Annotated in this window: 19 protein-coding genes; 9 read left to right on the top strand and 10 right to left on the bottom strand. The window is 65.7% G+C overall.

Features of this window, described 5'->3' with window-relative positions:
* Nucleotides 1-86: 86 nt before the first annotated feature.
* From MAA44156_RS12085 to MAA44156_RS12095, 3 genes are read left to right on the top strand one after another with little or no spacing between them, the layout of a single operon-like run.
* Nucleotides 87-527, top strand: a complete 441-nt coding sequence (locus MAA44156_RS12085) for an OsmC family peroxiredoxin (protein WP_009976189.1) — start codon at nucleotides 87-89, stop codon at nucleotides 525-527.
* A gap of 32 nt (nucleotides 528-559) precedes the next feature.
* Nucleotides 560-1,033: a hemerythrin domain-containing protein gene (locus MAA44156_RS12090; RefSeq protein WP_014379765.1), complete on the top strand. Its 474-nt coding sequence runs from the start codon at nucleotides 560-562 to the stop codon at nucleotides 1,031-1,033.
* Nucleotides 1,034-1,070: 37 nt separating this feature from the next.
* Entirely contained in the window at nucleotides 1,071-1,262 is a 192-nt protein-coding gene (locus MAA44156_RS12095) for a ferredoxin (RefSeq protein WP_009976187.1), read from the top strand.
* 29 nt (nucleotides 1,263-1,291) lie between these two features.
* Here the strand turns inward: MAA44156_RS12095 and MAA44156_RS12100 are convergent, their stop codons facing one another.
* Complete coding sequence (locus tag MAA44156_RS12100; RefSeq protein WP_009976185.1) at nucleotides 1,292-2,059, bottom strand: DUF2249 domain-containing protein; 768 nt, start codon at nucleotides 2,057-2,059, stop codon at nucleotides 1,292-1,294.
* Nucleotides 2,060-2,151: 92 nt separating this feature from the next.
* On the opposite strand from MAA44156_RS12100, the gene MAA44156_RS12105 reads away from it, so the two are divergent.
* A complete protein-coding gene (locus MAA44156_RS12105) occupies nucleotides 2,152-2,877 on the top strand; it encodes a helix-turn-helix transcriptional regulator (protein WP_009976183.1) in 726 nt (241 codons plus the stop codon).
* Between the two features lie 350 nt (nucleotides 2,878-3,227).
* Here the strand turns inward: MAA44156_RS12105 and MAA44156_RS12115 are convergent, their stop codons facing one another.
* From MAA44156_RS12115 to MAA44156_RS12125, 3 genes are all read right to left on the bottom strand, one after another.
* Nucleotides 3,228-4,424, bottom strand: coding sequence for a cytochrome P450 (locus tag MAA44156_RS12115; RefSeq protein ID WP_009976182.1), 1,197 nt, complete (start codon nucleotides 4,422-4,424; stop codon nucleotides 3,228-3,230).
* A gap of 385 nt (nucleotides 4,425-4,809) precedes the next feature.
* Nucleotides 4,810-5,421, bottom strand: coding sequence for a nitroreductase family protein (locus MAA44156_RS12120; protein WP_033715450.1), 612 nt, complete (start codon nucleotides 5,419-5,421; stop codon nucleotides 4,810-4,812).
* 44 nt (nucleotides 5,422-5,465) lie between these two features.
* Nucleotides 5,466-6,551: an NAD(P)H-dependent amine dehydrogenase family protein gene (locus MAA44156_RS12125; RefSeq protein WP_009976179.1), complete on the bottom strand. Its 1,086-nt coding sequence runs from the start codon at nucleotides 6,549-6,551 to the stop codon at nucleotides 5,466-5,468.
* 123 nt (nucleotides 6,552-6,674) lie between these two features.
* Between MAA44156_RS12125 and MAA44156_RS12130 the strand changes: the two genes are divergently transcribed.
* Nucleotides 6,675-7,583, top strand: a complete 909-nt coding sequence (locus MAA44156_RS12130; protein ID WP_009956460.1) for an enoyl-CoA hydratase — start codon at nucleotides 6,675-6,677, stop codon at nucleotides 7,581-7,583.
* 43 nt (nucleotides 7,584-7,626) lie between these two features.
* Nucleotides 7,627-8,043, top strand: a complete 417-nt coding sequence (locus tag MAA44156_RS12135; protein ID WP_009956461.1) for a PaaI family thioesterase — start codon at nucleotides 7,627-7,629, stop codon at nucleotides 8,041-8,043.
* Here MAA44156_RS12135 and MAA44156_RS12140 read toward each other — a convergent pair.
* Nucleotides 8,022-9,041: an acyl-CoA dehydrogenase family protein gene (locus MAA44156_RS12140; RefSeq protein WP_009976177.1), complete on the bottom strand. Its 1,020-nt coding sequence runs from the start codon at nucleotides 9,039-9,041 to the stop codon at nucleotides 8,022-8,024. The genes MAA44156_RS12135 and MAA44156_RS12140 overlap by 22 nt on opposite strands.
* A 104-nt stretch (nucleotides 9,042-9,145) precedes the next feature.
* On the opposite strand from MAA44156_RS12140, the gene MAA44156_RS12145 reads away from it, so the two are divergent.
* On the top strand, nucleotides 9,146-10,306 hold the full coding sequence (locus tag MAA44156_RS12145) for an acyl-CoA dehydrogenase family protein (RefSeq protein ID WP_009956463.1): 1,161 nt from the start codon (nucleotides 9,146-9,148) through the stop codon (nucleotides 10,304-10,306).
* Here the strand turns inward: MAA44156_RS12145 and MAA44156_RS12150 are convergent.
* Nucleotides 10,295-11,089 (bottom strand): TetR/AcrR family transcriptional regulator, encoded by a 795-nt coding sequence (locus MAA44156_RS12150; RefSeq protein WP_009976174.1) that lies wholly within the window; start codon nucleotides 11,087-11,089, stop codon nucleotides 10,295-10,297. The genes MAA44156_RS12145 and MAA44156_RS12150 overlap by 12 nt on opposite strands.
* Nucleotides 11,090-11,388: 299 nt before the next feature.
* Here MAA44156_RS12150 and MAA44156_RS12155 point away from each other — a divergent pair, with 299 nt between their 5' ends.
* The gene (locus MAA44156_RS12155) at nucleotides 11,389-12,576 is read left to right on the top strand and encodes an amidohydrolase family protein (RefSeq protein WP_009976173.1); all 1,188 of its coding nucleotides are present in this window, start codon (nucleotides 11,389-11,391) and stop codon (nucleotides 12,574-12,576) included.
* A gap of 16 nt (nucleotides 12,577-12,592) precedes the next feature.
* Here MAA44156_RS12155 and MAA44156_RS12160 read toward each other — a convergent pair whose 3' ends face one another.
* The 4 genes from MAA44156_RS12160 to MAA44156_RS12175 are packed head-to-tail and all read right to left on the bottom strand — an operon-like array spanning nucleotide 12,593 to nucleotide 16,504.
* Nucleotides 12,593-13,420 carry an enoyl-CoA hydratase/isomerase family protein gene (locus MAA44156_RS12160; RefSeq protein WP_009976172.1) on the bottom strand — a complete coding sequence of 276 codons (828 nt, stop codon included), beginning with the start codon at nucleotides 13,418-13,420 and terminating at the stop codon, nucleotides 12,593-12,595.
* A gap of 41 nt (nucleotides 13,421-13,461) precedes the next feature.
* Nucleotides 13,462-14,541 carry a hydroxyacid dehydrogenase gene (locus MAA44156_RS12165; RefSeq protein ID WP_009976171.1) on the bottom strand — a complete coding sequence of 360 codons (1,080 nt, stop codon included), beginning with the start codon at nucleotides 14,539-14,541 and terminating at the stop codon, nucleotides 13,462-13,464.
* 16 nt (nucleotides 14,542-14,557) lie between these two features.
* The gene (locus tag MAA44156_RS12170; RefSeq protein ID WP_009976169.1) at nucleotides 14,558-15,673 is read right to left on the bottom strand and encodes a TauD/TfdA family dioxygenase; all 1,116 of its coding nucleotides are present in this window, start codon (nucleotides 15,671-15,673) and stop codon (nucleotides 14,558-14,560) included.
* Between the two features lie 42 nt (nucleotides 15,674-15,715).
* Nucleotides 15,716-16,504: an HpcH/HpaI aldolase family protein gene (locus MAA44156_RS12175; protein WP_179960064.1), complete on the bottom strand. Its 789-nt coding sequence runs from the start codon at nucleotides 16,502-16,504 to the stop codon at nucleotides 15,716-15,718.
* An 89-nt stretch (nucleotides 16,505-16,593) separates the two neighbouring features.
* On the opposite strand from MAA44156_RS12175, the gene MAA44156_RS12180 reads away from it, so the two are divergent.
* On the top strand, nucleotides 16,594-17,736 hold the full coding sequence (locus tag MAA44156_RS12180) for an acetyl-CoA acetyltransferase (protein WP_009976166.1): 1,143 nt from the start codon (nucleotides 16,594-16,596) through the stop codon (nucleotides 17,734-17,736).

Consider the following 17,736-nt stretch of genomic DNA (forward strand, 5'->3'; position numbering starts at 1 on the left):
CTGGCCAACGCGCACGGTGACGGGCTAGGGTTTGCACAAATAGCACTTGTATAAATGCCACGCAATGGAGAAAGGGATCGCGGACTATGAGCATCGCGGAACGGGCGGCGCGGACCACCTGGGAAGGCCCGCTGGCGTCGGGCGAAGGCAAACTGTCGCAGGGCAGCAGCGGAGCGCTGGACGGCCTGCCGCTGACCTGGGCCTCTCGCACCGAGCAGCCCGGAGGCAAGACGAGCCCCGAAGAACTCGCGGCGGCCGCACACTCGTCGTGCTTTTCAATGGCATTGGCCTTGAAATTGGGCGAGAACCACACTCCGCCACAGCGACTCGAGGTCACCGCCACCGTGACCCTGGATGCGGTCGATGGTGTTCCGACGATCACCACCTCGCAGCTGAAGGTCAAGGCCAGCGTCGCCGGCCTGGATGCCGAATCCTTTGCCGCCGTGGTGGACCAGGCCGCAGCACTGTGTCCGGTGTCGCGGTTGTTCGCCGGAGCGACGATCAGCGTCGACGCCGAACTCGACTAGAACAGAAGCCGCCCGACACAGAGGGGATGCGAATGACCAGCCCGACGCTATCTGCCGAGTTGACGCGAGAACACCGCGAAATCGATGACGCGATAGAGGCTTTCATCGAAAAGCTCGACTGCGGCGGCCTGCAGCGCGAACTATTGACCGACACCCTGGTAGCCCTGCGCCGGCACATCTACCTCGAGGAAATCTTCCTGTTCCCGCCGCTGCGGGAGGCCGGGATCGTGATGCCGATCTTCGTGATGATGCGCGAGCACGGTCAGCTCTGGCACACCATGAACACGCTGGAGGATCTGCTCGCCGACGGGAACGACGTTCCGCGACTGAGGGATACGTGCACGCAGCTGCTGGATCAACTCCACCAGCACAACTCCAAAGAGGAGCCGGTCATCTATCCGAACGCCGACACCGACCTGCCGCCGCAAACAAGCGCGGAGCTGACCCGGTTCATCGAGGCCGGACGCACGCCCGACGGGTGGGTGTGCCAGCAGGCGAACGCGTGAGGACGCAGCCCGCTGACGTATCGAAGGAGGATTCTCAATGCGCGTGCTAGTGGACCGTGATCGCTGTGAGGGCAACGCCTTCTGTGTGAACATCGCCCCCCAGGTGTTCGAGCTCGACGATGACGAATACGCCGTGGTCCTCACCGACCCCGTGCCCGCCGGGCAGGAGGCGCTCGCCGAGCAGGCCGTCGCGGCGTGTCCGCGCGCGGCGCTGTCCCGCGAAGACTAGACGCCCCGCGCGGTTTCGCGTATTGCCCCTTACCGCTTGATCAGCCGCAACCGCCAAGCCTCCGGACCGCGCTGCTCGTAGCGGATTTCGAGTCGCCCCGACGTCCGGTGGTCGAGCTGGCGCAGCAGCGGGATCGGGTCGTGGGGAGCGACCAGCACCAGGGCGCCGCCATCCGGAACCGCGTCGAACGCGCCGAACACGGTCGCGTGCCGGATCGAATGCGGCACGTCGCGGACGTCGAGCACGGGATCGTCGGCATCGGTTTCGCCGCAGCCGCAGTTGTGTGATGGCTCGGCGCCATTGGTGGTATGCGGGTGGCCGAGGAGTTCGTGCATGCCGTGGGTTACCTCCACCAGGGAGACGTCCGGGTCGGCGGCGACGATGGGCAGAATCCGCTCGTTCTCGTCGACCAGGTGCGCGTCGAACAGCACCCGCAGGGCTTGGGCGGAACCGGCCGCGCGCACCGGCGGTTCCGTGCGGATGCCGTCGACGAGGGAGCCGATGATGCGGTGCGCCGCGATCATCGATTCGATCAGGGGCCGCGCGCGCTGGGTGCGGGTCGCGGCCGGGTACAGGCGCTCCTCCTCAGCCGCCGCGTGCGGCAGCAACTCACCGGCCAGGAAGGCAAGGGCGGCAACGCGTGTCGGCTCGAAGTCCGCACCGCGCTCGACCGCCGACACCATCGCATCGGTAAGCACCGCCAGCTGCCCGGCGAGTTGCGCGTGGTGACTGGTGATGGCTTCGACCGCCTCGGCATCGGCAGCTGTGGACGCCACGATCACATCGTTGGCCGGCATTTTCGGTTCCTTTCCGTTGAGCTGACGCTCGCCGAGCGGGTGCGGCTCATTGCGCTAGGTGCATCGCCCAACAATTTACTACAATAAATTCCGTGAAAAAAGAGCCGGTCGTCCTGGGCCCCCGGCCGACGCCGGTGCTGGTGGCGCCCGTGGCGCTGTCCGGGCAGCGGCTGCGGGTGCTCGACTACGTGCGCGCACACTCCCCCGTCCGGGTCACTGACGCCGCCGCGGCTCTTGACCTGCACGCCAACACCGTTCGCGAACATCTCGACGCGGTCGTCGAGCTGGGGCTCGTCGAACGCTCCACCGCCAGGACACCCGGACGCGGACGTCCGGCCACGCTGTACCGGGCATCGGCCGCCGACCCCGCGGTGGCGACGCGTGACTACGCGGGTTTGGCGACCGCGCTGGCCGGACAGCTGGCTCGCACCAGCGCGCACCCGGAGCGCGACGCGCGTGCGGCCGGCGTCGAGTGGGGACGCGAACTCATCGACGAGTGCGGCCGCACCGGCGACGATGCACGGCAGTCCGTGCTCGAGGCGTTGGCCCGCCTCGGCTTCGCGCCCGACGACGAACCCGACGCGCGGCGAGGCATCGCACTGCGCCGGTGTCCCCTGCTGAACGCGGCCCGTCGTTATCCGACGATCGTCTGTCAGGTCCACCTCGGGATTGTCGAGGGAATGCTGGAGCGGCTCGGCGCCACCGACGCTCCGGGCCTCGGTCTCATCCCGTTCGCCGAACCCGGTTCCTGCAGGTTGTTCCTGCCCGATCCCGTTGTGCGGCATGATGACGCTGCGCCACGGCCGCGGTCCGGTTAGACGTTGGCGACCAGCGATGATCCCCGGCGACCGCGTGTTCGCTTGCGTTGCTTGCTGATCGCTACCAGGTGTGCCACCGCCGGCCCGATACCGCGGGCCAAAGCGTCGATGTCAGCGACGGCCTCGTAGTCGGCCAGGACCTTGGCGACGACTGTCCCGGGCCTCGTCAGACACTGCGGCTCATGGGCCGACGGGTGCTCAAGCCGAGGCGGTCTTGGCCCCGAATGCGCGGGGCGCACGGCATGCCCGGTGGCTCAAAGGCGTGGTGACGGCGTGGATTAACCGTTGACGCTCTGCGGCAGCACCTCAATGGTCAAGCAGGTAAGGGACGTTCGATCCCGGCGTTGACGTCAGGAACGTGAAACGAGTGTGGGCATGGCGGCCCAGCCGCGGACCGCGGCGGTCTCCGAGGGCACCGCGTTGGCCCAGTCGACCTCCCACGCCGGGAAACGCTTGAGGATCTCCTCCAACGCGATCCGACCCTCCAGGCGGGCCAGCGCGTTGCCCATGCAGAAATGCGTGCCCGCGCCAAAGGTCATGTGAGAACGCTGTTCCCGGTAGATGTCGAAGACGTCACCGTCCGGCGGGAACCGGCGGTGGTCGCGGTTGGCCGCGCCGACGAGCATCAGCATCGCCGAACCCTCCGGCACGGTCTGGCCGTAGTACTCGACATCGCGGGTGACGTAGCGGGCGATCTGGAGCGCTGGCGGTTCCCACCGCAGAATCTCCTCGATCGCCTGAGGAATCAGTCCCGGGTTCTCCACCAGATCACGGCGCTGATCCGGGTAGTCGGCCAGCGTCTTACCGGCCCAGCCGATCAGCCGGGTGGTGGTCTCGGAACCGGCCGTGGCGATAACCGTCAGGTACATCAACAGCTCGTCACGGCGCAGCTTGCGCACCGTGCCGGTCTCATCCTCGAACTCGGCGTTGAGAAGGTCGGTCATGATGTCGTCGGACGGGTGTTCGGCGCGCCAGTCGACGAACTCCGCGAACACCTCGCCGGTGGCCAGCGCGTCGACGGTCTTCCCCTGCAGGGTCTCCTCGCCGTGGTCGGTGATCTGCCGCTGCCGGTCTTCCGGGAGCCCCAGCAGCATGCCGATGACGCGCATGGGCATCTGCTCGCCGAGGTCGTTGACGAAGTCGAACCGACCCGACCCGACCAGCGGATCCAGGCACCGCGCGGTGAACTCGCGGATCTGCGGCTCTAGTGCGAGCACCTTGCGCGGAGTGAACACCCGCGACAGCAGGTTGCGGTGAATGTTGTGGATCGGCGGATCCTCGAAAATCAGTGTGCCCGGCGGTATTTCCATGCCCGACTTGATGATCTCGAGCAGGGCTCCGCGCCCGGAGATGAACGTCTCGTGGTCGATGACCGCCTTGTTGACGTCGTCGTAGCGGCTCAGCGCGTAGAAGTCGTGCTGTTCGTTGTAGTACAGCGGCGCCTCTTCCCGAATCCGGGCGAACACCGGATAGGGGTTCATGTTGAGGTCGATGTTGTAGGGGTCGTAGTACAGGTCGGATTCGGTGGGGGCGGTGGGCACGGTCATCAGAACTCCGTCGGGGCTGCAGGGCTGTTCAGCTGAATGGGACCGACGCCGTCGGCGCCGGGCTGCACGATTTCGATGTCGAATGTCGCGGTGTAAGCGAAGTGCTCATGACTTCGCCGACGTCGTTGTGGCTCCCTGCGGCGATCTCGGCAGGCATGACTTGCTCAGCGGTCATCAGTTTCCCGTCGGCCCGTTGCGACAACGCAGTTACACTAGCACAGGCAAATGTAACGCCAGCCGTGCTCACTCACCCCCCGCTGGGCAGTAGGTGGGGCGGCTCATCTCGCGTCCCGTCGACCGGGTGAGGCGCGTCAGACCACGCGGCCGCCCGCACATTGGCGACAGGAATGCTGTTGAAGCAGCGCGATTTCTACCGCTGGGTCCCTCACGCCATCCTCTTGCTCCAGGATTGATCCCAACGATCGATCGACGCCACCTCATCAAGCGGTTTGCGCCGCACCGCGTGGTGCCCGCCCTTGGGCCAGCCCACCGTGAGCAGAGTCGCGATGAGCCAGTCGTCAGGGATTGCGACCATCGACCGCAGCTGATCCTCGCAGGACCCGTGCCACAGGGTGATCGCCGCGCCCAGGCCTTGCGCCCGCGCCGCCAGCAGGAAGTTCTGGACGGCGGGAAAGATCGACCCTCCCTGCTGTAGTTCGGTGGTTCCCCGCTGCGGCTGGACACAGAACAGCACCAGCACGGGCGCCGCGCCTCCGACGCTCATGTGCTCAGCCATCGCGCGCAGCACGCGCGACTTGGGGTCGTCAGCCTCGTCCTCGGGCATTGAAAGCCGATAGAACTCGGTCATGACGTCCCATGTCTTGTGAGCCGCCGCCGTGACCACGTCGCGCAGAGCGCTCGATCTCAGCACCACAAACTTCCACGGCTGCTGGTTGCCGCCGGACGGAGCCCAACTCGCCGCACGCAGACAAGCGTCGACGGCCTCGTCGGAGACGGGTTCGTCGCGATAGCGCCGTACCGCCGACGCGGTCCGCATGACCTCCCACAGATCCACCGATGCGGGCGGGACCGGTTGAGCGCTCACAGCTTCGCCTTTGCGGGCAGCACGCCCCGCCAGGTTCCACCGCGCACGGGACCGGTGACCAACGGCAGATCGAGGGTGGACAGCAAACCAACTGGTGCGGCCATCACCGCGGGGATGGCATTGAGTTCGCGCATAACCGTCGCGTAGGTCAGGCCGCGCATGTTGTCCCCGCGGCCGTGCATCTCGATGTCGACGGTGTAGGTGGGCAGGCCGTCCACGATGACCCGGTAGCCACCGAGCGGTGATGGATGCCGCGGCCAATCCGGCGCGGCACCGTCGCCCATTCGGGTGATGTGTTCCAGCACAACGCGTTCCTCTCCACCGACCATTCCGGCGAGCTTGAATCGCATTCCTCCCATGGTTCCCGGTTCGATCCACCCCGACGCCACTTCGTAACGCTCTGTCGCCAACCATTTCTCGATCGTCGTCTCGACGCGATCGAGCGGCAGGCCAACACCATCCGCGACCAGATGCACGGTGGGTCCCCACAACGCGGCGAGGCGGTTCGGGTCGAAGAGCGGCGCGGGATGATCGGGGGTATGCCCAAACCCCATGAAGTCGAACATGATGTCAGGTTGACGGATCGGGCCGTAATCGAGCATCTCGAGCATGGTGATGCCGTCGACACGGCTGCTGAAGCCCGTCATCGTCAGCGCGATCACATCGTTGGCCCAGCCCGGATCGACACCGCTGTTGAAAAAGCTGGTGCCGCCCTCCGCGCAGGCCGCCTCGAGCAGTTCGACGGTTTCCCGGTCGGCAGCGGGCGGATAACACATGGGCACCAACGAGGTACACACCACGTGCTTGCCAGCGCGCAGGCAGCGCGCGATGTCCACCGCCGCGTCGTGGTAGCGATAGTCACCCGACGCGAAGTAAGCCACCACGTCGGCGTCCACCGATAGTGCGGCCCCAATGTCCCGCGTGGCGATGACGCCGGTCGCGGGCATCCCGCACAGGTCGCCGGCGTCCTTGCCGTCCTTGGCTTCCGCGTGCACCACGACGCCGGCCAGCTCCAGGCCGGGGTGGGCGATGAGGGCACGCAACGCGCCGATGCCGACCTGACCAGGACCCCACAGGATCACTCGTGGATTACCTCGACCGTCCGCCATCGGCACCCCTTCCGGTCGTCGCCCGCCGACCTGTGAGAACATATCTTCTCATATAGAGATAACACCATTACCGGATGCGGGAAGAAGGGGCGAACGGTGAGCGATTACGAATTCTTGAAGTGGGAGACCTTCGACGACGGCATGATCGTTCGGATCTCGCTGAACCGCCCCGACCAGCGCAACGCCCAAAACCGCGGCATGCTGGTCGAACTCGACGAGGCGTTTGCCCGCGCCGAATCCGATGACAACGTCCGCGTCGTCGTCTTGGCCGGCGAGGGCCCGATGTTTTCGTCGGGCCACGATATCGGCTCCAAGCAGGCGCGTGCCGAGTTCGGCCCCGGGCCCGGCCAGCACCCCACCGTGACCATCAACGGCGGTACGCGCGATGGAGCGGAGCGGACCATGCTGCAGGAATGGCACTATTTCTTTCAAAACAACCTGCGCTGGCGCAACCTACGAAAGATCACCATCGCCCAGGTGCACGGCGACGTGTTCTCGGCGGGACTCATGCTGATCTGGGCCTGTGACCTCATCGTGGGCAGCGAAGAGGTGCGCTTCGCCGATGTGGTAGGCACGCGGCTGGGCATGTGCGGCATGGAATACTTCGGCCATCCCTGGGAATTCGGACCGCGGCGCACGAAGGAGCTCATGCTCACCGGTGACGCGATCGGGATCGAAGAGGCCTACCGGCTCGGCATGGTGAGCAAGATCTTCCGGCGCGACGAACTGGCCGAGCGCACTCTCGAGTTGGCGCGACGCATCGCGGAGGTGCCCACGATGGCGGCCCTGCTCATCAAAGAGTCGGTAAACCAATCAGTCGACAACATGGGTTTTTACAACGCGCTGCAGTCGTGTTTCGCGTTGCACCAATTGAATCACTCGCACTGGGCCCAGATCCGGGAGGACAAGCTCCCCACCGCCGGCGAGGCGCAAGGGGTGCCGAACTGGCGGAGCGCTCCCCCGGTTGTCTTGGCCGTGAAAGATCAGGTCCGGTCCAGCGTCTAACGTTGTGCCGGTGACCAATAACTCGCCCGCGGCGCCACGCCCTATGGACGTCACCGTTCCGGGACATCTTTTCGCCCAGCTGCCGTTCTACGACGTCGTCGACACCGATGACTCGGTCGTCGTTGACCTGCACAACCGAGGAGACCTGAGGAACATTCGCGGCGCGCTGCAGGGTGGGCTGGTAGCCACTCTCATCGATGTCGCCGCAGGGCGCCTTGCGGTCAAATATGCCGGCGACGGCGACGGCGCGGGAACCGCGGACATGTCCATCCATTTCCTGGCACCGATCGTCGATGGCCCCGCGCGTGCGGTCGCCACGTTGGTGCGCGCGGGAAAACGGATGATCGTTGTTGCCGTCGACGTCTTCGACGTTGGCCGCGACCGACTCGCGGCGCGTGCGACGCTGAGCTTCGCGATCCTTGCGCGTCGCGATTCTGTTCACTCCGCGGCGGCGCCATAGCGCGCATCGGCCAGCCGGTCCAATGCGACCGCGGGTTCGCCGAAAACCATTGCCCATCCCCGAACCCGGCGATAGTAAAGCTGGATGTCGCCCTCCATGCCGAACCCGTATCCGCCCTGAATGTGCAGGCTGCGCCGAGTGGCGTCGCGCGCCGTCTCATAGGCGAATGCGAACGCCATCGCAGCCAGTTCGCGAACGCAATCCGGCTCGTCGGCGAATGCGCACGCGGCCTTGAGCCCGAGCAGCCGCGCCCCATCGGCGGCGGTGGCGCTGTCGGCCAGCGGGTGAGACACCGCCTGGAACGAGCCGATCGCGGTTCCGAACGCATGACGTTGCTGGGCGTAGTCGACGCCGATCTCCACGGCCCTCTTGGCCGCGCCCGCCAAAGCCGCGGCGGTCAGCGCGAGCCACAGGTCAAGGGCGCCATCGAATAGGCCGCGCGCCTGCGGCCCGTCCGCAAGCACGACGGGACCATCGTCAATCATGATGTCCGCCAGCGGCATTGACCCAAGGTTTTCCACTATGGTGCGGTTCTCGCCGATCGGCACCACCAGCAGCCGCCCCTGGGTCAGGGCGATGACGTGGTCTGCCACCGCCCCGCCGGGCACCAACCCCAACCGCCCACCGCAACCGGTGCGGGGCGCGAACGTGACCAGCTGCTCACCGGCGAGGACCTCATTCAAAAGCCCGGTACCGGCCTCGCCGGACGCCGCCAGCAGCCGCGCGGCAACCTGCGCTTCGATGACGGGAGCGGACGCGACCGCGCGTCCGAACTGTTCGGCAATCAACGCGAGTTCCAGTTCGGGCGCGCCCCATCCCCCGGCCGCCTCGTCGACCGCCATCTCCACCGCCCCCGTCTCCAGCAGGGCCTTCCACAGCTTGAGGTCGAAGCCCAACGGCTCGGCCGCCCGGACTCGTTCGGATGTCGACTCGCGCGCAAACAGCGCGGCGAACGAATCCACCAACTGTCTCTGTTCGCCCGTCAGGCTCAGGTCCACGTTATCGCCCCGTCACGTGCGGATATGGTTACTCTCAAAATTGAGATTAACATTGCCATGCGTACCGTCCTGGGCCGCGTGCCACGACAGATTGGCGTGCATACATGCACTTTCAGCTCGATACGGAGACCGAGACCTACCGCGACGGACTCCGTGCCCACTTGCACGACGTGTTGACCCCCGAATTCGAGGAACGCATCTACCGCAGCGGGGTCGCACACGACGACGAGTTCGCCAAAAGTCTCGTCGACAAGGGCTATTTCGCTCCGGCCTGGCCCGTCGAGTTCGGCGGACAGAGCCGCAACGCATGGGACGATCAGGTCGTCAAAGAGGAACTGATGCGGTATGACGCGCCGGTGTACCTCTCCGAGACAACCAGGATGGTTGCGGCGATCATCCGTGAGATCGGCACCCCCTTCTTGAAGGACCGCATCCTCACCGGAGCCATCAACGGCGACATCACCATTGCGCTCGGCTTCACCGAACCCGAATGCGGGTCGGACGTCGCGGCGGCCGCCACCCGCGCCGTGCGCGACGGCGACGGGTGGGTGATCAACGGCTCCAAGATGTTCACCACCAACGGTCACCTCGCCGACTTCGTGTTCCTGCTTGCGCGCACGAACCCGGACAAGCCGAAACACAAAGGCCTGACGATGTTCCTGGTGCCGGGCGACTCTGATGGCTTTGCGGCACAAGCCGTATGGACGCTTTCCGGGGAACGCACCAACATCACCTTCTACAGCGACGTCCGGATCGGCGACGAGTGGCGCATCGGCGAAGTCGATGGCGGCTGGCAGGTGCTCAGCCTGTCGCTGCAAGACGAGCACGCGTCCGGATGGGGGCCCCACCTGATCCGGCTGCTGCACCATGCCGAGCATTGGGCAACCACCAGCGCGTCCGGCGACGGCTCACTGCCGATCGCCAATACCGACGTCCGGCGCCGGCTCGCCCGCGTCGCGATGGAGGCCGAGGTGTCGATGCTGCTGCAGCGCCGGTGCGTGTGGATGGTCGAGCAGGGCGACATACCGGTGGCCGAGGGGTCAATGTCCAAGGTGTTCAGCACCGAGGCGCTCGAGCGTGCCAGCCAGGACGTGTTCGAACTCGTCGGCCCGGACGGTCTACGCAGCTACCTCGAGCCGACCGCTCCCGAACGCGGGCGGTTTGACCACTCGCTGCGATTCTCGTTGGGCACGACGATCTATGCGGGCACCAGCGAGATCCAGCGCAGCATCATCGCCCAGCGCGGGCTCGGCCTACCCCGTTAGTTTCTTCGGCCGTCCGGCCCGTCCGCCGGCTGCGGCACGCGGCGCCTTGCGCGCCGGCTTGGCTTTGACGTCCGACGCGGGCGGCGTGACGGCCTGTTTGCACCACGCCCACAACTGGTCCTCCGTCAGCTTGGAACCCTTGCCGCCCAGATGAAAAACGCCGATTTGAGCGAGCGCCGTCAGCGTGGTGTTCAGCAACGTGGTCAGCTGCGCGGGGGTCAGATCCGTGCGTACCAATCCGGCCCGAGCACACGACGTGAGGATCTTCGTCAGCAGCTTCAGGTGCGGCTCCCAGACCTTTGCGAAGTCGTCCGGCCGCTCGATCTCCAGGCTCAGGTTGTAGATCGTCATGACCCGGCCCCCGACGGCTTCCGACGACTCCGCGCGGGACAGAACGCCCCGGCAGAAAGCCTCGAGTTGCTCCATCGGACCGTCGGCGGCCGCGACATCGTGGCGAATGTCCTCGGTGAACTGACTCGTGACGTTCTCATAGAGCGCCAACATCAGTTCTTCTTTACCCGCGAAGTGTTGGTAGAACGCTCGCAGGCTGAGATTCGACCTGTCGATGAGGGTCTGGATCGTGAAATCGGCCTTGCCCGACTCCTCTACCAATTCCAGCGCGGTGGCCAGGAACCGCGAACTGCGCGCGAGTGCACGCGCTCTGGCAGAACTCAGACGCCGCTCGATCGTGCGTTGCTGCCACGAGCCGTGCAGCTCGACGTTGTTGTCGACCAATTCCAAGCCGGTTTCGGTTTCGGGACCGGCGGGCTTCTTCGTAGGCATAATGCGGAAAGACTACCCGTCCGACGCGGAAAATGTGCGATCTACCTACACGTGCATGTTGATTCTCACTGCAGGTAAGTGATTACTGCCGGCATCGGCCCCGAAGGTTCGACGGCGGCCCGCACTGGGGCGGTTCTCCCAGAGCCGGTACGCCTCCGAGGAGCCTTGGTCCGACGGCAGTCCAGAGGTGCCCCGGCGCGCCGGGCCGCCTGATGCGGTACCGTGGAAACGGTCATTCTCATTTCTGAATCCGTGTGCCACTCACTGAAGCCATGGGCCGTTTTCGAAGGAGTGCAGCGTTGAGCGCAGACATCCTCATCGTCTCGCCGGACGACCATCTGGTGGAGCCGGCCGATTTGTGGACCAGCCGGCTGCCCGAGCGCTATCGCGACATCGGCCCGCGGATCGTTCGCACGCGCGGGCGCATGGATCCATCCGTCACGTCCGATGTGGCTTTCGTCGAGGACGACGAGGGCCGCGACGCGGACATCTGGCACTACGAGGACGCGGTTATCCCGATCCCGCTCATCAGCGCGGCCGCCGGCTATGAAATCGACGAACTCACCACCGACCCCATCACCTATGACGAGATGCGCCCCGGCTGCTACCGTCCCGCGGATCGGCTCGCGGACATGGACATTGCCGGCATCGAAGCCTCGGCCTGCTTTCCCAACACCCTCGTACGCTTTTGCGGCCAACGCTTCCTGTACGGCAAGGACAAGGGGCTCGCCAGGCTCTGTGTCGAGGCCTACAACGACTTCCAGATCGACGAGTGGGGTGGCAGCTCGAACGGTCGGCTGATCCCGCTCGGCATCATCCCGCTCTGGGACGTCGAGCTCGCCGCGAAAGAGGTCGAAAGGGTGGCCGCCCGGGGGATGCGCGCGGTGTGCTTCTCCGAGCTGCCCTCTCGCCTGGACCTGCCGTCCATTCACAGCGGCTATTGGGACCCGTTCTTCGCCGCGTGCGAGCGAAACCAGGTGGGGATCATGCTCCACATCGGATCAAGTTCTTCGCTGACCAAGTCCTCTCCGGACTCCCCGCATGTCGTGACGAGCGCACTGATGGCCGTCAACTGCACCATCGCCATGGTCGACTGGCTGTTCTCCGGCAAGCTCATGCAGTTCCCCGGCCTCAAGCTCGCGTTCGCCGAGGCGCAAGCGGGCTGGATCCCCTACTACCTGCAGCGTGTCGACGAGGTCTGGGAGGACCGGCGCGCGTGGGGCGGCATACACCCTCTCTTGACCGAACCGCCGAGCAGCCAGGTGCCCGGACGAGTGTGGTTCTCCACCTTCGGCGATCCGGTCGCGTTCCGCATCCTGGATCTGGTTGGGCCGGACCAACTCATGTTCGAGACCGATTACCCGCACAACGACACGAACTGGCCGCGGAGTCTCGAGGTCGCAAACAAGGCGACGGAGGGCCTGGACGAGGAGACCAAGCGAAAGGTGCTGTCCACCAACGCAAAGAACTTCTTCGGGATGGTGTAACGCAGCCGGTCGAGCCCTACAGCGCCTTCCACTGCGGCTGGCGCTTCTCGAGGAAGGCGCGCGGCCCCTCGATGGCATCCTTCGTCAGCGCCACCTTCATCCGGTAATTCTCGGCGAGCAGTTCCGCCTCGTATATGGGCATCGTCAGACCTTTGCGCACGGCCATACGTGAACCACGCACCGCCAGCGGTGCATTCGAATTCACGATGTCGGCGATCTCCCAGGCGCGCGCCATGAGCTCATCGTGCGGGACCACTTCGGTGAAGACGCCCAAGTCATAAGCGCGCTGCGCGTTGAGCTTTTCGTGTTTGCCCATCAGGATCAGCCGCATCGCCACGGGCAGCGGGAGCACACGGGCGAGCCTGACCCCTTCGCGCCCGGATGTCACGCCGATGCTGACATGCGGGTCCATCAACGTCGCGCGCTCGGACGCGATGGTGATGTCCGCCGTGGTCACCAGGTCCATTCCCGCCCCACAGGCGATGCCGTTCACCGCGCAGATGATCGGCTTGGTCATCTGCAGCCACGGCGGTGTCGCCTCCTGCGGGGCGTCCCACTGCCGCATCGAGCTGAGGATGGGTTCGCCCTGGTTGTCGATGCCTGCCGCGTTCTCCATGTCGTGGTCGGCGGCCTTGTTGACGTCGGCTCCGACGCACAACGCACGGCCGGCACCCGTGATGATCACGGTCCAGATATCTTGCGAGCGTTCGATTTCCGCATAAGCCACGGCCAGTTCGGCGATCATCTCGTCGTTGATCGCGTTGAGCACCTCAGGACGGTTGAGGGTCACGCAGGCGGCATGGTCCCTGACCTCGACCTCGATCGTGTCGTAGTGTGTCGCCAAGTCACGGTCCTTCTCTCACACTCGTTGGGGGGTAGTCGTTTTCACTCCGCCGCCGCGGGGACGCGCGCGGTCGGGTGAACACCAAGGATGTCGTGGAATCGTTCGCAATAGCGAGGCCAGACTTGCGGGTTCAACAAGCGAGGCGGCATGCGGCCTTCGAAGATCGTCTGCCACTGAGTCGCGGTGGCGACGGCGATGTCCCGCGCGGCCTCCACCGTGATGCCCGCTGTGTGCGGCGTCGCAACGACGTTGTCGAGTTGCAGCAGCGGGTTGTCCTGCCGGGGCGGCTCCTCGTGGAACACATCGAGGCCCGCGCCGGCGATTCCGCCGCTGACGAGCGCGTCGAGCAGCGCCGCCTCGTCATGGACAGGCCCGCGCGCCGTGGTGATGAAGAAGGCGGTCGGCTTCATCGCGGCGAATTGCGTTCTGCCGATGAGTCCGCGCGTTTCGCTCGTCAGAGGGCACGTAACCTGCACGAAGTCCGAACGTTCGACGAGCTCGGCGAGCGTCACTTGCTGCACACCGCGAGACCGCGCGGTCGTCTCGTCGAGGTACGGATCGAAGACCAGCACCTCCATGCCGAACGGCGCACACAACTCGACGAGGCGGCCCCCGATGGCACCGAGCCCGACGACACCGAGCGTCTTGCCGAACAGCTGAGTTCCCCGCAGGGCCAGCCGATCGCGAAGCGGACCGCTCCGTAGCGCGCGGTCGGAGACGGTGATCTTCTTGGCGAGGTCGAGCATGAATCCCAGGGCGTGCTCGGCCACCGCCTCCGCTCCCGGCCCAGAGTTGTTACACACCGCTATCCCCGCGCGGGTGCAGGCATCGACATCGATGACGTCATATCCGGCTCCTGCCGAGCAGACGGCCAGCAGGCACGGGCAGCGCGCGATCAATGCCTCACCGGCCAGCCACTGTGCGCCGTCGGCCACGGAGGCAACATCGGTTCGCGTGGCGACTTGGTAGCCGTGCGCGGACTCCAATGCCGCCCAGCCTGATTCGGCGGGTGCGGTCAGATCGAGTTTGACGATGTCGATGCCGGACAGTTCCAGGACGTCCGCCGCGGCGGGGTCAGTCCACCGCTCGACGACCAACCGCGGTCGTAGCGCGCCGGTCATCTTTGTCGTGCGCCTTTCATGGCCGTGCCTTGGGTTTGGCCTGTGCCGCCTTGAACATGTCGGCCAGCGCCGTGTCGACGTTGCGGTAGTCGTTGCGCGCGATCGCGCCGTCGCGCCCGGGCACCACGTCGTACCCGAGCCGCAGATCCTTGTTTTCCATGTGGAAGTACTCGCGACCGATCGGCAGCCGACGATCTTCGCGCGGGACCTCCATCCAGGCGCGCAGGAAGCAGCGGGCCTTCTTGGGGTCGTCGCTGCTGACAAAGTCCGACCGGGAGTGGCACATCGCGAAGTTGTTCGCCACGGCCGCTTCCCCGGACTCCAAACGGAATTCGACCTGTTGGTCGACGAGTATGTTGCGCAGCAGTTCGATGGCCTCCTCTTGCTTCGGGGTGAATTCACGCCCGAGCGTCTTCATGGCCGGCAGGATGCTGCTGTAGGTGAAGTTGATGCAGATTCGCCCGTTGATCTGGGAGAAGACCGGGACGTTGTAGGGCGTGACATCGGGCTGGTCATCGGGTTGTTCGCTGCGTCGGTGGTGCGGAAAGCCCTCGTAGAGCACGTCGAGCAGGTCGGGGCGTTCGGCCAGGATCCGATTGTGCGCGGCCGGGCCGCTGGCGAACTGGCTTTCGCCGCCTTGGGCCGCCGGGTAGACGCACAGCAGCGACAGGATGTCGGCGGCGTCGTTGTGCATCGCGAGTTCGGCACGAGACTTCGTGCCGCGAGCGGGCTGCACGCCGCCCGGCAGGATCTCTTCCTGAACGCGCACCATGCGGTGACCAAAGGAGTTGTTCGACACCAGATAGCCGAGGTGCGTGCAGAACGCCCAGTAGATGCGCTCGAGGTCCTCAATCGAATGCTGCTCGACCGGGAAGCCGCGCACGCAGGCCAGACCCTTGCCGAACATCAGATCGTGGTAGAGCCGCGCCAGATCGTCGTCGAGGTCGGGGTGCCGAGCATCCTCTGGCGTGATGTCATCGCGGTCCTTGTTCGCCGTCTTGGCCAGGATCGATTCCAGCGCAGCCACATTGCGGGCGGACAGGTCGAAGGCGAAGTCTTCCTTGCTCGTGAAGTCCGCGCCGGTCCACGCCATTGGGTCGGTGACGCGTTCGGTGTAGATGGCTGTCGGCATCCGGTCCTCCTGGTGTGTGGGCGTCGCTTTCGGTTGTCGATGTCAGTCGTCGCGGTGGCTCTGCAGTCCGCGAAGCGCTTGCGCACGGGCTGAGGCCGCCTCGGTCATCATCCCGACATCGGTCCCCGCCGAGATGAATCGCAATCCCAATCCCACGAATCGATTCAGCAGGTCAACCGACTTTATTCCGGCGATACCGAGCGCCACGCCGTGACTACGACAAGCCGCCGCGACCGATTCTACTGCACTGTGGAAATGCTCATTCTCATACTGTCCATGGATGCCCATTTCGGCGGTCAGATCGCTCGGTCCGATGAGAATCATGTCGACACCGTCGACGGCCGCGATGGAGTCGGCTGCCTCGACGGCTTCCGGGGTCTCGATCATCACGGCCACGACCGTGCGCCGTTCGAGCAGCTCCACCAATTGGGGCGCTGTTCGCGGTGCGTATCCGCTGACCGCGTTGGGACCCGAAATGGACCGGTTGCCGATCGGTGGAAATCGTGCGGCCTGCACGACTCCTTCGACCTCTTGTTTCGAATTTATATGTGGCACAATAACTCCCACCGCGCCGGCGTCCAGGACGCGGGCGATGACACTGGGATCGTTAGACGGCACCCGCACCAGGCCGGAGATCCCCGCGCCGAGCGCGCTCGCGCACAGCATCTGCGCGGTATCCAGGGACGTCGATGTGTGTTCGAGATCGACGTATACCGCGTCGTATCCACACGCCGCAGCGATCGCCGGAACGTCGGGCGTGCGCGCGTGGAGCAGCGCGAGGCACAACACCAGCGTCTCTGCCCGCAAGGCGTCCCGCAGCGCCGTCGTCATAGGCTCACGGTAGCCGACCGAGAATAACGTTTCCACAATATTGTCAACGGTCGTTATCGGACGCCACGTCGATGTGATAACCATGAGCTATGTCATCGAACCGCGTCGCCATCGTCGGCGCAGCCTTGTCCGACTGCGGCCGGGTGCCCGACAAGACCGCCATGGCGCTGATGGCCCAGTCCTCGCGGCGGGCGGTCGCCGATGCGGGGCTCACGAAGGAGGACATCGACGGTTTCGGCGGGCACGGAACATTGCTTCCCCCCGTGGAAGTCAGCGAGTACCTCGGCCTGCGGCCTACCTGGGTCGATGCGACCAATGTCGGCGGATCCTCCTGGGAAGTGATGGCCGGCCATACCGCCGCCGCGATCGCGGCCGGCGAAATCGAGGTCGCTCTGTTGACCTACGGATCGACCGCACGCTCCGACGTCAAGCGACAGCTGCGCGCGTCGGCTGCCGCGATGGCAACCGGCGGTGCCCTGCAGTACGAGGCCCCCTACGGCGCGACCCTCATCGCCAAGTACGCCATGGCAGCCCGGCGCCACATGATCCAATTCGGCACCACCGTCGACCAACTGGCCGAAGTCGCCGTCGCGGCCCACGAGTGGGCAGCCATGAACGACAACGCATTCGAGCGAGACCGCATCACCGTTGCCGACGTCACAGCCGCGCCGCTACTGGCGGACCCGTTCACCTCCAAGCATGTGTGCCTGCGCACCGACGGTGGCGGTGCCGTCGTGCTCGCCAGCGAGCGCGTCGCCAGAGATTGCGCGAAGGATCCCGTGTGGATTCTTGGCACGGCCGACGCGGCGTCGCACGTCAGCATGGGCCAGTGGCCCGATTTCACGACGTCGCCGGCGGCGCGCTCGGGGCCACTCGCGTTCGCGCGGGCGGGGGTCAGCCCGGCCGACATCGATGTGTGTCAGCTCTACGACTCCTTCACGTCCACCGTCCTGCTGACCGTGGAGGACCTCGGCTTCTGCGCCAAGGGAGAAGGCGGCCCCTTCATAGAGTCCGGAGCGCTTCGCCCGGGCGGCTCGCTGCCGACCAATACCGATGGCGGGGGCCTGGCGTCGTGTCACCCGGGTATGCGAGGAATGTTCCTCATGGTGGAGGCGGTGCGGCAGTTGCGCGGTGAATGCGGAGCGCGTCAGGTCGCCGACGCCAGGTTGGCATGCGTCCACGCGATGGGGGGCTTTTTCACCCACAGCGCCACAATGATTCTCGGAAGGTAG

Origin of the sequence: Mycobacterium avium subsp. avium (genome assembly GCF_009741445.1) — a bacterium.
GTDB lineage: Bacteria > Actinomycetota > Actinomycetes > Mycobacteriales > Mycobacteriaceae > Mycobacterium > Mycobacterium avium.

Bases quoted from the DNA above. Each gene is read 5' to 3' on its own strand.
- MAA44156_RS12085 (WP_009976189.1), top strand. From the start codon at position 87: ATGAGCATCGCGGAACGGGCGGCGCGGACCACCTGGGAAGGCCCGCTG.
- MAA44156_RS12095 (WP_009976187.1), top strand. From the start codon at position 1,071: ATGCGCGTGCTAGTGGACCGTGATCGCTGTGAGGGCAACGCCTTCTGT.
- MAA44156_RS12135 (WP_009956461.1), top strand. From the start codon at position 7,627: ATGGACGTCACCGTTCCGGGACATCTTTTCGCCCAGCTGCCGTTCTAC.
- MAA44156_RS12165 (WP_009976171.1), bottom strand. From the start codon at position 14,541: ATGACCGGCGCGCTACGACCGCGGTTGGTCGTCGAGCGGTGGACTGAC.
- MAA44156_RS12090 (WP_014379765.1), top strand. From the start codon at position 560: ATGACCAGCCCGACGCTATCTGCCGAGTTGACGCGAGAACACCGCGAA.
- MAA44156_RS12170 (WP_009976169.1), bottom strand. From the start codon at position 15,673: ATGCCGACAGCCATCTACACCGAACGCGTCACCGACCCAATGGCGTGG.
- MAA44156_RS12100 (WP_009976185.1), bottom strand. From the start codon at position 2,059: ATGCCGGCCAACGATGTGATCGTGGCGTCCACAGCTGCCGATGCCGAG.
- MAA44156_RS12150 (WP_009976174.1), bottom strand. From the start codon at position 11,089: ATGCCTACGAAGAAGCCCGCCGGTCCCGAAACCGAAACCGGCTTGGAA.
- MAA44156_RS12120 (WP_033715450.1), bottom strand. From the start codon at position 5,421: ATGCGGACCGCGTCGGCGGTACGGCGCTATCGCGACGAACCCGTCTCC.
- MAA44156_RS12145 (WP_009956463.1), top strand. From the start codon at position 9,146: ATGCACTTTCAGCTCGATACGGAGACCGAGACCTACCGCGACGGACTC.
- MAA44156_RS12180 (WP_009976166.1), top strand. From the start codon at position 16,594: ATGTCATCGAACCGCGTCGCCATCGTCGGCGCAGCCTTGTCCGACTGC.
- MAA44156_RS12175 (WP_179960064.1), bottom strand. From the start codon at position 16,504: ATGACGACGGCGCTGCGGGACGCCTTGCGGGCAGAGACGCTGGTGTTG.
- MAA44156_RS12115 (WP_009976182.1), bottom strand. From the start codon at position 4,424: ATGACCGTGCCCACCGCCCCCACCGAATCCGACCTGTACTACGACCCC.